The sequence below is a fragment of the Methylobacterium sp. 17Sr1-1 genome (assembly GCF_003173775.1).
Classification (GTDB): domain Bacteria; phylum Pseudomonadota; class Alphaproteobacteria; order Rhizobiales; family Beijerinckiaceae; genus Methylobacterium.
This window is the reverse complement of sequence record NZ_CP029552.1, coordinates 180,684-192,413: the sequence shown is the minus strand read 5'-3', so window position 1 is coordinate 192,413 and position 11,730 is coordinate 180,684. Positions and strand designations below refer to the sequence as shown.

The window sequence follows — 11,730 nt, the reverse complement described above, 5'->3', positions numbered from 1 at the left end:
TTGGTGGACCTGCCGAGGCTTGGCGGAACTTCCCCGCCCTTCGTCCCGTTGCGCTCACGGTGAAGTTCAGCCGTGGCGGACGGTCGAACCGGCCTGAACGGGGTGAGCAGCATGTGGTTGTCGAGATGGATCGCCCCGGTCGCCGCGCTCGTCACGCTCGGTACGGGCGCCTTCGCGCAGGGCGCCCCGGTGCCGAACGTCAATGATTGCACGTTCATCCGCGATCCGATCGCCCTGCGCGACTGCATCGACCTGTATCAGGGACAGCGCCTCGCCCCGGGTCCCCGCTCCGCCGCCCTCCAGGCCGCGCCGAAGCTCGACGAGTCCCTGATCGCGGCGGCCGGCCCAATCGAGGCGTCCCCCCGCTCGATCCGTCGCGGCCGGTCGGTGCGCAGGCCGGCCCCGCCGGAACCGGCGAATCCCGTCGCGATCCCGCAAGTGGCGCCGTCGCTACCTCAGTAGACGGCCTGCACGATGCACGCGCTGCCGGCGGCGTTGAGGGTGGCGCAGAGGCCCTTCTCCGAGCGCGGCTCGGGCGCGGAACGGGCGGTGCGAGCCGGATGGCCCACGCCCGGCGGCGTCGTGGCCGCGCGGACCCGGAGGGCCTGGCGGTCGCGCGGCGCGGTCGAGGCCCAGCGCGCGGGCCGGGCCGGGTTGGCCGTCGCGTGCCAGGCCGGGCCCCACAGCGCGCGCCCCGTCGTGCCCCAAGCCGCCGTCGGGTCCAGGGCCGCCGCCGGGCTCAGGGCCGCGGTCGCACCGAGGGCCGCGGCCCAGGCCGTGCCGCCCATCGGCCGGCTCGCGGTCGACAGGAGGGCGGCGCCGGGCGGGGCCCAGTCCTCGACGGCCCGGCCGGTGATCTGCCGGACGTAGTTCTGCGTCTCCATCGGCAGGGCCGAGCGCCCGTCGAGCCAGTTCCGTACCCTTTGCGGGCCGGCATTGTAGGCCGCCGCGGCGAGGCCGAGATTGCCGAACCGGGTCTGGTGCTCGCGGAGCAGGGCCGCCGATTTCGGGATCGCCTCGCTCGGGTCGAAGGGGTCGCGCAGCCCGCGCTCGGCCGCCGTGTAGGGCATGAACTGGGCGATGCCCTGGGCGCCGGCCCGGCTCACCGCCCGGGGATCGAGGCCGCTCTCCTGGCGCAGGAGGCGCAGGAAGAAATCGGGCGGCAGGTCGTTGGCGTGGGCAGCCACGACGATCAGGGCCCGGATGTCGTCCCTGCCCGGGAACAGCGGCGCCCAGGCGGGCTCGGGGAACGGGTTCGCGGGGCGGGCGACGATGACGAGGCCGTCGGCCGCCTCGATCCCGGTGAACGGGCCGCCGCGGGCGGCGGCCGGGTCCCGGTCGCCGGCCGCCCGCGCGGGCCCGCCGGGGCCGAGCGCCGGGAGAAACGCGCCGGTGAGCACCGTGCCCGCGAGCATCGCGGCGAGCGGGCGCTTCACGAGACGGGCGATGCTGGCGAGCCCGGTCATGGGGGCGCTCCCGGCTGGTCTTTCAGGACTTCGCCACGACCGGCCGGTCCGCGGCCGGCACGGATTCGGGCTGGGCGAGCGGGGTCGGCTTGTCGCGCATCAGGTAATCCTCGATCAGCCGGGACGAGGCGGTCGGGTCGCGGAAGCGCCAGAGCTTCTTGCGGGCGCCCTCGATGATCGTCGCGTAGACCGCGAGGTCGATCGCCTCGCGCACCGCCATCTGGGTCGGCTCGTTGCGCGTCACCCCGGCCTCGACCTGGAGGAGCTTCGCGACCGCGACGTAGCGGTAGGCGTTGGCGTTGAGGCCGACCGAGTAGATCGTCTTCGTCACCGTGACGCTGTTGAGCACCTCGCCGGTCTGGACCGAGACGATGCGCATCGCCACCGTGACCTCGTCGCGACGGTAGCGCGTGTCGCCGCCGATGCCGAGCAGGTTGGCGCCGGCCCCGCCGGTGACCGTATTGGCGTCGTAGCCGATGATGCCGCCCTCGACGATCAGCCCCGCGAAGCGGATCGGCGGCAGGGGCTTGGCGTCGGTTCCCTCGAATTCCTGGCGCGTCGCCCGGATGAGCTGGCGCTCCTGGAGCAGGTTGGCGAGGCCCGTCCGCTCGACCACCGAGAACCACCGCCCGCCGCCGGCCCGGCGCAGGGCGTCGACCACGAAGGCGCCCCCGCCCTGGGTCACGGCGCGGGAATACTCCGCGATGTTGTCGTTGGGCTTGTTCTGCCCGGTCAGGTCGGGAAAGCTGTAGATCGCGACGTCGATCTTGCGCGCCGGCGGCGGCAGCGTCTCGAGGTTGAGGTCCGTCGGCGACGGCGTCGTCACCACGGGCGCCTCGGCGAGCGGCTCGCGGATCCAGGTCGTGCCGCAGCCCGCCAGGGCCGGGGCGAGGAGGGCCGCGCAGGCGGCGCCGAGCCGCCACTGCCGGATGGCGCGGAGCCGGCGCCGCGACGCGAGAGATGCGATCATGATCGGGCCGTGGCGTCGTCAGGGCGCGCCGGAGAGCGGGGCGGCGCCCGATCCGCCACCGAGGGTCGCCGTCGCCGGCACCACCACCGTCGTCGTCGTCGTCCCGTCGAAGATCTGGAGCTGGATGTTGGTGCCGACCCGCTGGAACGTCACGGTCGAGCCGCCGAAGCTGTAGCTGCCGCTCTGCTGCGCGTTCTCGCCGAAGATCGCCTGCGTGATCTGGTTGGCGAGCGAGCTGTAGATCTGGGCCTGGAGCTGCTGCGAGAAGAGCTGGCCGGGCGTCGTCCCGGTCGCGCTGCTCTGCTGGGCCGAGAAGAGCTGCTGCAGGCGCTGCGTGCGCCGCGCGGCGTCGTTCTGCGCCGTGGCCTCGGCCTGCAGCCATGCGCCGTTCAGCGGGCTGCCGCCGAAGGACGGATTGACCGGCTGGTAGACGAGGCTGCCGGCCTGCGCCGCGCCGGCGAGCGTCGCGAGGGCGAAAGCCGCGAAGGTCTGGGCCAAAGGCCCGGTGAGCATGATCCGGAGCATGGTTCTACTTGCGTGAGACCGAGACGCTGCCGCCGTTGCCGACTTGCGTGATGCTGATGGGCAGCGGATTGTTGCCCTGCTGCTGCGCCGTGACGGTGTTGCTGTCGCCGCGCACCGTCACGGTCGCGGCCGCGCCGTTGCCGTCCTGGCGCGTGCCGACGGTGTTGGTGTTGCCGAACACCGTGACGCTCGACTGGTTGAAGCTGCCGGACTGCTCCTGGGTCACGGTGTTCCGGGCGCCCACGATGCTCTGGAACGCCGCGTTGGCATTGCCCGACATGTCCACCGTCGAGGTGTTGCCGACGCCGGACTGGAGGACGCGGGCCTGGCTTCCGGCCGGTACGGCGGGGAGCGCGGGGCCCGGGGACATCAGCGTGATGCCGGACTGGCTGCTCAGGATGTAGTCGGCCTCCTGGATCGCCGGACGGGAAACGCCGGCATCCGGCCGGATCGTCCGGACCTGGACCTGATCGATGGTCACCCGATCCTGCGCCGCTGCCGGGATTACAGTCGCGCCGACACAAACGGCCAGCAGGAGCCCGGCTCGGCTGCCGCGAGTTCCATGACCGATCATGCCCCCTCCCGATCTTCGCTGTCTCTGATCAAATCATCGCTTCCGGACGATGTATAGATGTCGCGATCTGTTCCTGTGTGGGAATCTGATCCTGTTGCCGTCTTGACACATTCCCGGCTTGATTGGAGACTTGCTATACGCTTAGTTCAGGGATACCCTGGGTCATTGCGCGTGCACGGATAGAAGAAGAGATCGCCGCGAAAGAAGAGCCGATCCGGAGCGCCGGGTCGGGCGGCGGTGGCGACGGTATGATGCTCGCGGGTTACAGCGAATCGGTGCGCTGGTGGCCGCAGCGGACGGTCGTGCCGTTGAACGCGATCCGCGCGTCGAGGACGAGTTCGCCCGCCGGGGCGACGCTCACCAGGACCTGGCCGAAGCCGCGGGTCTCGCCGGCGCCGGTCGCGAAGCCGCCGGCCTGCTCCATCACGGCCGATCCGGCCGCGTCCGACTTGCGGACCTGGAGGCTGTAGCGCCCCGAGAGCGCCTCGGACGCCGTGATCCGCACGGCGATCCGGGCTCCGTCGAGGGAGCGGCTCTCGACGACGATGCAGGTCGCCGGGCCCGCCGCGGGCAGGTCGATGGTGGGCATCGCTCGGCCTCCTCGTGCGCCGGCCGCGCCGGCGTGAAAGGCCAGCCCCGTGGGGCTGGCCAGATCGTCGTGTCTCGTAAGGCTTCGTTCCTCGTCCCCGCGGGTCCCGGGGCGGCGACAGGGGCCACCCCGGGGTCGATCGCGGGGATCCGATCCTCACTTCTGGCGGATCGTCACGCTGTTGCCGTTGCCGTTTTGGGCGAACAGGGCATTGGAGGCCAGACCGCCGTTCTGCGTGACCGAGGCGGAGTTGCCGACGCCGTTCTGGTAGCCGCCGGCGCCGACGCCGGCCGTTCCGCCCTGGACGATGCCAGCGCTGTTGTAGTCTCCGACCTGCAGCAGCGCCGCGTAATTGGTCGTGCCGTACTGATCGATGGATCCTTTGTTGTTGCTTCCGCGCTGCACCACCACCGCGTAGGCGTTATTAGCCTGGTCGTGTTGGTGGATGCGGGCCTCGTTGCTGCTGCCGAACTGGAACAGGCCGGCATAGGTATTCTTGGCGCCTTGGTCGGTGATGATGGAGCCGTAGTTGCCGTTGCCGTTCTGCTGGAACTGGGCGATGCCGTTATCGCCGCCCTGGCTCACCGCGACCCGGTTGTAGTCGCCGCGCTGGAACGACCCGCCGGCCGCGGGATTAAAGTCGAAGGTCTCATTGTTGTAGTTGCCGGAGGAGCTCGAAACCGTGTTGTTGTTTCCGGCCTGGTAAATGTTCAGGTCGTTCGAATTGCCGTACTGCACTACGGAATTCGCCATGGTAAACGCCATGTTGCCGTTCGCAGCCGTGATGTTGTCGGCCGTGAGATCGATCGTGTTGTTCAGTTTGCCGACCTTGCCGTTCGTGGCGCCGGTCTGATCGACGGTCGACGTGTTGCCGCCGCCGCGCTGGATGACGATCGCCTCGTTGGCGGTCGGGCTGTTGTTCAGGATCGGGGCGGACGACGACTGCGCCGAAGCAGTACCGGCGAAAGCGACCGCGAACAGCGCAACGGAGCCGAGAAGAACGGACTTGGACATGACGACACTCCCTTGATCAGTCTTTGCTGAGTTGAATCCAGGTTTCGGCCTGTGCGCATCGATCGCTTCATTGCGACTTAACGCTTCGTTTACCTACACACGCCGAACCCGTCTGATCAAGCGGGCGTCATGGTCGTGGAAACTCAATCTACGTGCGTACTTCGTCAATCAAAGGTTGGTATTTCGGGTCGGCGGCCGACCGTTCGAGCACGAACAATCGATAGAAAATTCAATGGTTTAGCTATTTCTGCCGATTCGTCTCCGGCTCGGCGACCGCGATGACCTGATCTGATCTCTTCCTTCAAATGATCTCCCGGCTACAACTTTGTGCTATTTTTGCAACCTGCCCGCTACTTCGAAAGTGGTGGGGCTTGAACCCACCGGTGAAGGTGGCAGTGTGCGTGATGGCTTGTATTGACGGTCGGTCCGGCCGCGGCTCGATTGTCGTCGGGCGGTAGAGGCGATGACGAACCATGAAGGCGCCCGGCAAAGGGCGTGGTGATCGGGGGAGAAGGGGATGCAGCGACTTCGTCCAGCGCGCGGGAGCGCCCGGCTCCTCGTCGCGGTCGCCGGATTGGCCGGACCGGCCTTCGGGCAGACGGCGCCGCCCCAGCCGGCGCCGGCCGGCCCCGCCTCCCATCAGCAGGTCCAGGCCGGCCTCGCTGCCGGCCAGCCAGCCGCCGGCCCCGCCCCGGCTCAGGCCACCGCGCCGCCGCAGCCGGCGCCCGGCTGCGATTCCGCCTGCGTGCGGGCGAATTCCGAGGTGGCCGCCCAACTCTGCGCGCCCCGCGTCGAGGCGGAGGCGCCGACGGATTTCGAGTGGGTCAGCCGGCCGTTCGCCAAGATCTTCCAGCAGGCCGAAGCCCCGGAGGGCGCCTCGACCCTGGTGCGCTACCGGGGCGACTCGATCCGCTTCCTGAGCCCGCAGAAGGACTGGGTCCGCGTCACCTACGAGTGCGGCTTCGACGCCGGCAAGCGCGCCGTGGAGTACGTCCGGGTCCGCCTCGGCCGCCTCGACAAGGCGGCGCCGGCCGCCCCGGCGCAGGCGCAGCAGGCGAGCCCGCCGGCGCAGGGCCGGGCGGCGCAGCCGGGCCTGGCCCGCGCGGCGCAAGCTGCTCCCGCGATGCCGGCGAGCCAGCAGGTCGCCACCGCGGCGCCGGTACCGAAGCGGATCCGTCCCTCGGAACCGAGCGAGATCGAGATCCGGCAGGTGGATACCCGCGCGAGGACGGCGCGCCCGTGAGCGGAACCGGACCGGGATTGCGGGCCGCCCTCCTGCTGCTGCCGCTGCTCGCGACCGGCTCCCTCGCGCAGACGAGCCCCACCAGCGTGAACGACTGCACGCTCCTGCCCGATCCCGGCGCGCTGCGGCGCTGCCTGGACCAGGCCGAGGGGCGGGTCGCCAATCCAGCGGGGCTGCCCGGCGCGACGGCCGCGACGGCCCTCGACGCGATGGCTCCGGCCCGGGCGCAGCCCCGCGGCGCGGCGGATCAGGCGCCGCCGGCGCGCCGTCAGGACGACTTTCTCAAGGACAAGGCCGCTCCCTGGGACGGCCCCGCGCCGGGCCGCGCCGTCATAGACCTGCGCTGAACCCCGCAAAGGTGTTCGCTGGCCGCCGTGCTGCGCGGCCGGGCGACGACCGCCGGCTACAGGAACGGCGCCGGGTCCTTCGGGTCGCGCGCCGGCTTCACGTCGCGCCGGTTCCACCATCCGCCGCCGAGCGCCTGGAACAGGGCCGCCGTATCGGCGTACTGGTTCGCCTGCGCCTGGGCCTGGGTCACCACGGCCTGGAGATAGGCCGACTGGGTGATGAGCAGCGAGGCGCTGCTGACCGCGCCGAGGCCGAACTGCTTGCGCACCAGTTCCACGCTCTGCTGGCTCGCCTTGGCGGCGGCGTTGGCGGCCGCCACCGCGCGGCCGTCGGCCTGGAGGGCACGCAGGGCATCCGCCACGTTCTGGTAGGCGGTGATGACGGTGGCGCGGTACTGGGCTTGCGCCGCAACCAGGTTCTCCTCCGCCGCCTGCTGGCGCCGAAAGAGGGTGCCGCCGTCGAAGAGCGGCTGGGCCACCGCGCCGGCGATGGTCCAGAGGCTGGCGGCCGGGTTGAGCAGGCCGGCGAAGTTGGTCGCGCTGGCGCCGACCGCGCCCGAGATGGTGAATTGCGGCAGGCGGTTGGCCACCGCGACGCCGACCTGCGCGCTCGCCGCGTGGACCGCGGCCTCGGCGGCCTTCACGTCCGGGCGCTGCTCGATCAGCCGCGAGGGCAGGCTCACCGGCAGGGTGCGGGGCAGGTGCAGCGAGGCCAGCGTGAAGGTCTGGCTCACCTCCTCGCTCGGGAACCGGCCGGCGAGCGCCGTCAGCAGGTTGCGCTGCTGGGCGAGCGCGCGCTGCAAGGGCGGCAGCAATTGCTGCGACTGGGCCAGCAGCGCGGTCTGCTGCACCACGTCGGCGCCCGCGACCTGCCCGGCATTCTGCTGCTTGGTGATCAGGTTCAGGAGGTCGGTCTGGGCCTGGATCACCTTCTCGGTCGCGGCGATCTGGGCCCGCAGGGAGGCTTCCTGGATCGCCGCCGCGACGACGTTGGAACTCAGCGTGAGATAGGCCGCCTCCAACTGCCAGAGCTGCCCCTCGGCCTGGGCCGCCTGCGATTCCAGGGCGCGACGGGTGCCGCCGAACACGTCGGGGGCAAAGCTCACCGTCACCTGCGGGGTGACGAGGCTGTAGAGCAGCGAATTGTCGTTGAGCGGCGATTGCAGGTCGCCGCCCGGGGCCTTGTTATAGGAGGCCTGGGAGTTGAAGCCGACCTGCGGGAAGAGCGCGCCGCGCTGCGCCTCCGTGGTGGCCCGCGCCGCCCGCAAGCTCGCCTGGGCCGCCTCGAGGTTCGGGTTGCGGGCGAGCGCCTCGGTCACCAGGCCGTTGAGGGCCTTCGAGCGAAACAGCGTCCACCACTCGCCCGGCACGTCGCGCCCGATGGCGAAGGTCTGACCGGGCGCGCCGTTGCGGCGGTCCTCGGCGCTGGTGTCCGGGTTGCGCAGAGACTCCCTGGTGTAGCGGGAGACCGGCGGCGGCGTCGCGCCCTGGAAATCGGGCCCGACCATGCAGGCCGAGGCCGAGGCGGCGGCGAGCGCCGCCGCCAGGATGCGGGCCGCGGTGCGCGCGGCGGGACGGGGTCCCGCCTCGTCGCCCAAGCCGGCGTCGCCCAAGCCGGCGTCGCCCAAGCCGGCGTCGCCCAAGCCGGCGTCGCCCAAGCCGGCGTCGCCCGGATCCGTCTCGTCCGGGTTCGGGCCGCCCGTCAGCGCGCACTCCGCCGAGGATCCGGCAGAGGCGGCGCGCGGGGCCGTGATCGCGGTCGAGAGGCGCAGGAGGGCGCGCATGGAAGGGGGCATACTGGCGGAGGCGGGGGAGAGCGTGTCGGGTCGGGACAGCATCTAGCTCACTCCGCCGGCTCGGGCTGTCGCACCGGGGCGACAGGCACCCGCGGACGGTGGCGCGAGAAGGCCGCGATCAGCACCGGCAGCACCACCAGGATCAGGATCGGCGCCAGCAGGATGCCGCCCACCACCACCAGGGCGAGAGGCTTCTGCACCTGCGAGCCGATGCCGGTCGAGACCGCCGCCGGCAGGAGGCCGACGCAGGCCGCGACGCAGGTCATCATCACCGGGCGCATCCGCACGTCGGCGGCGTGGTGGATGGCCTCGGCCCGCGCCCAGCCCTCGTCCATCAGCTGGTTGCAGTAGGAGAGCAGGATCACGCCCTCCATGGTCGAGATGCCGAACAGCGCGATGAAGCCGATCGCCGCCGAGACCGAGAACGCCGTGCCGGTGAGCACCAGCGCGAAGATGCCGCCGATCAGCGCCATCGGGATCACGCTCAAGGTCAGCAGCGTGTCGGTGAGCGAGGCGAAGTTCACGTAGAGCAGGAGCGCGATCAGCCCGATCGTCAGCGGCACCACGAGCTTCAGGCGCGCGATCGCGCCCTGGAGGTTGGTGAACTCGCCGACCCATTCGAGGTGGTAGCCGGCCGGCAGCTCGACCTGCTCGGCGACGCGCCGCTGCGCCTCGATCACCGCGCCGCCGAGGTCGCGCCCGCGGACGCTGAACTTCACCGGGATGTAGCGCTCCTGGTTCTCGCGGTAGATGAAGGCGGCGCCCGAGACGAGCTGGACGTGGGCGATCTCCGAGAGCGGCACCTGCATCACCCCGCCGCTCGGATTCGTCACTCCGACCGTGATGTTGCGGATGGTCTCGAGCGAGCGGCGGTATTCCGGCGCCAGCCGCACCCGCATCGGGAAGTGGCGGTCGCTGCCGTACTCGTAGAGGTCGCCGGCGGCCTGGCCGCCGATCGCCGCCGAGATGGTGGTGGCGATGTCGCCGGGAGCGAGGCCGTAGCGGGCGGCCCGCGCCCGGTCGATGTCGATGCGCACCGTCGGCTGGCCGAGGGAGGTGAACACCGCCAGGTCCGTCACCCCGGGGATCGTGGCGAGCGCCGCCTTCACCTCGTTGGCGGTGCGGGTGATCTGTTCGAGGTCGGTGCCGTAGATCTTGACCGAGTTCTCGCCCTTCACGCCCGAGGCCGCCTCCTGGACGTTGTCCTGGATGTATTGCGAGAAGTTGAACTCGATGCCGGGCAGCTCCTCGCGCAAGCGGCCCGAGATCTCGTCGATCAGCTTCTCCTTGGTGAGGCCGGGCCGCCACTGGTCGGCTGGCTTCAGCGGGGCGAAGATCTCGACGTTGAAGAAGCCGGTGGCGTCGGTGCCGTCGTCGGGCCGGCCCTGGTGCGAGACGACCGTGGTCACCTCCGGGTAGGAGCCGATCAGCTTGCGCATCCGCTCGACATAGGGGTTGCCGGCCTCCAGCGAGATCGAGGCCGGCATCGTGCCGCGGATGTAGAGGTTGCCCTCTTCCAGCGTCGGCAGGAACTCGAGGCCCAGCGTCCGCATCGCGACCCCCGTGCAGCCGAGCATCGCCAGCGTCATCAGGATGGTCAGGACCCGGTTGTTCAGGGTGAAGCCCTGGAGCGGCCGGAACAGCGCCCGGAGGATCTTCACCACGATGGTGTCGCGCTCCTCGACGTGGTTCGGCAGGATGAGCGCCGAGAGCGCCGGCGACACCGTGTAGGTGGCGAGCAGGCCCCCGACCAGCGCGTAGGCGTAGGTCTTCGCCATCGGCCCGAAGATGTGGCCCTCGACGCCGGTCAGGGTGAAGAGCGGCAGGAAGCCCACGATGATGATCGAGGCGGAGAAGAAGATCGCCCGGTTCACCTCGCGCGCGGCGGACGCGATCAGCCCGAGCTTGACGCCGCTGCCGGCTCTCGTTGGTCCCTTGTGCTCGGCGAGATGGCGAAAAATGTTCTCCACCATGATCACCGTCGCGTCGACGATGAGGCCGAAATCGATCGCCCCGAGCGACAGGAGATTCGCGGACTCTCCCCGCGCCACCATGATGGTGATGGCGAAGCCCAAGGCGAAGGGGATGGTGGCGGCGACGATGATCGCGCTCTTCAGGCTGCCGAGGAAGAGCCACTGCACCAGGAACACCAGCACCACGCCGAAGACGAGGTTGTGCATCACCGTGTGGGTGGTGGTGTGGATGAGCGCGCTGCGGTCGTAGAGCGGCACCACCTGCACGCCGGGCGGCAGGATGCCCGACGCGTTGATCTTCTGGATCTCGGCCTCGACCCGCTGGATCGTCGGCAGGCTCTTGCCGCCGCGGCTGAGCAGCACGATGCCCTCGACGATGTCGCCGTCATTCTCGTGGCCGACCATGCCGAGGCGCGGCGCGTTGCTGACCGACACCTCGGCGACGTCGCGCACCAGCACCGGCACGCCGTTGACCTGCGTGATCATGGTGTTGCGGATGTCGTCCATGTCGCGGATGAGGCCGATGCCGCGCACCACCGCCGATTGCTCGCCGACATTGAGGGTCTGGCCGCCGACATTGGTGCTCGAGTTGTTCAGCGCCGTGACGAGCTGGACCAGGGTCAGCCCCTGCGCCTGGAGCTTGCGCAGGTCGACCGCGACCTCGAACTCCTTCGTCTTGCCACCGAAGGCCGAGACGTCGACGACGCCGGGGATCGCCTTGAAGCGGCGCTGCAGCACCCAGTCCTGCAGGGTCTTCAGGTCGGTCGAGGAGAAGCCCGGCGGGCCCGCCACCTGGTAGCGCATGATCTCGCCGATCGGGCTCGTCGGCGAGATCTGCGGCTGGGCGTTGTTGGGCAGCGGCGAGAGCTGCGACAGGCGGTTGAGGACGCGCTGGAGCGCCTCCTGGTAGGTGAAGTCGTAGGTGAACTGGATCTTCACGTCCGAGAGGCCGAAGACCGAGATCGTCCGCGTCACCGTGGCGTTGGGGATGCCGGCGAGCTGCACCTCCAGCGGGATGGTGATGTAGCGCTCGATCTCCTCGGCCGACTGGCCCGGATTCTGGGTGATGACGTCGACGAGCGGCGGCACCGGATCCGGATAGGCCTCGATGTTGAGCTGCTGGAAGCTCGCGTAGCCGATCCCGAGCATCGCGATGAAGAGGAGCAGCACCAGCACCCGCTGGCGCAGGGCGAAGTCGATCAGGCGGTTCATGGTGCCCCTCTCGCGGGGTTT

At 70.4% G+C, this 11,730-nt stretch carries 11 protein-coding genes; 3 read left to right on the top strand and 8 right to left on the bottom strand.

The window, feature by feature from the left end:
- Window positions 1–111 precede the first annotated feature (111 nt).
- Window positions 112–462 carry a hypothetical protein gene (locus DK412_RS00865; RefSeq protein ID WP_245447371.1) on the top strand — a complete coding sequence of 117 codons (351 nt, stop codon included), beginning with the start codon at window positions 112–114 and terminating at the stop codon, window positions 460–462.
- Here DK412_RS00865 and DK412_RS31305 read toward each other — a convergent pair.
- The 6 genes from DK412_RS31305 to DK412_RS00835 form a co-directional block, all read right to left on the bottom strand.
- Window positions 456–1,466: a lytic transglycosylase domain-containing protein gene (locus DK412_RS31305; protein WP_109970390.1), complete on the bottom strand. Its 1,011-nt coding sequence runs from the start codon at window positions 1,464–1,466 to the stop codon at window positions 456–458. The two genes, DK412_RS00865 and DK412_RS31305, sit on opposite strands and share 7 nt — an antisense overlap.
- Before the next feature lie 22 nt (window positions 1,467–1,488).
- Window positions 1,489–2,436 (bottom strand): CsgG/HfaB family protein, encoded by a 948-nt coding sequence (locus DK412_RS00855; RefSeq protein WP_245447370.1) that lies wholly within the window; start codon window positions 2,434–2,436, stop codon window positions 1,489–1,491.
- 18 nt (window positions 2,437–2,454) lie between these two features.
- A complete protein-coding gene (locus tag DK412_RS00850) occupies window positions 2,455–2,961 on the bottom strand; it encodes a curli assembly protein CsgF (protein ID WP_245447369.1) in 507 nt (168 codons plus the stop codon).
- 4 nt (window positions 2,962–2,965) lie between these two features.
- Window positions 2,966–3,442, bottom strand: a complete 477-nt coding sequence (locus tag DK412_RS00845; protein WP_245447368.1) for a hypothetical protein — start codon at window positions 3,440–3,442, stop codon at window positions 2,966–2,968.
- A 355-nt stretch (window positions 3,443–3,797) separates the two neighbouring features.
- Window positions 3,798–4,124 (bottom strand): curli-like amyloid fiber formation chaperone CsgH, encoded by a 327-nt coding sequence (gene csgH, locus DK412_RS00840; RefSeq protein WP_109970389.1) that lies wholly within the window; start codon window positions 4,122–4,124, stop codon window positions 3,798–3,800.
- A gap of 156 nt (window positions 4,125–4,280) precedes the next feature.
- Window positions 4,281–5,138 carry a hypothetical protein gene (locus DK412_RS00835; RefSeq protein WP_109970388.1) on the bottom strand — a complete coding sequence of 286 codons (858 nt, stop codon included), beginning with the start codon at window positions 5,136–5,138 and terminating at the stop codon, window positions 4,281–4,283.
- Between the two features lie 517 nt (window positions 5,139–5,655).
- Between DK412_RS00835 and DK412_RS29905 the strand changes: the two genes are divergently transcribed.
- A complete protein-coding gene (locus tag DK412_RS29905) occupies window positions 5,656–6,381 on the top strand; it encodes a hypothetical protein (RefSeq protein WP_162596067.1) in 726 nt (241 codons plus the stop codon).
- Entirely contained in the window at window positions 6,378–6,728 is a 351-nt protein-coding gene (locus DK412_RS29900) for a hypothetical protein (protein ID WP_162596066.1), read from the top strand. Before DK412_RS29905 ends, DK412_RS29900 begins: the two co-directional genes overlap by 4 nt.
- Window positions 6,729–6,784: 56 nt before the next feature.
- Here the strand turns inward: DK412_RS29900 and DK412_RS00825 are convergent, their stop codons facing one another.
- Window positions 6,785–8,566, bottom strand: coding sequence for an efflux transporter outer membrane subunit (locus DK412_RS00825; protein ID WP_245447367.1), 1,782 nt, complete (start codon window positions 8,564–8,566; stop codon window positions 6,785–6,787).
- Window positions 8,567–8,571: 5 nt separating this feature from the next.
- On the bottom strand, window positions 8,572–11,709 hold the full coding sequence (locus tag DK412_RS00820; protein WP_109970386.1) for a CusA/CzcA family heavy metal efflux RND transporter: 3,138 nt from the start codon (window positions 11,707–11,709) through the stop codon (window positions 8,572–8,574).
- Window positions 11,710–11,730 lie beyond the last annotated feature (21 nt).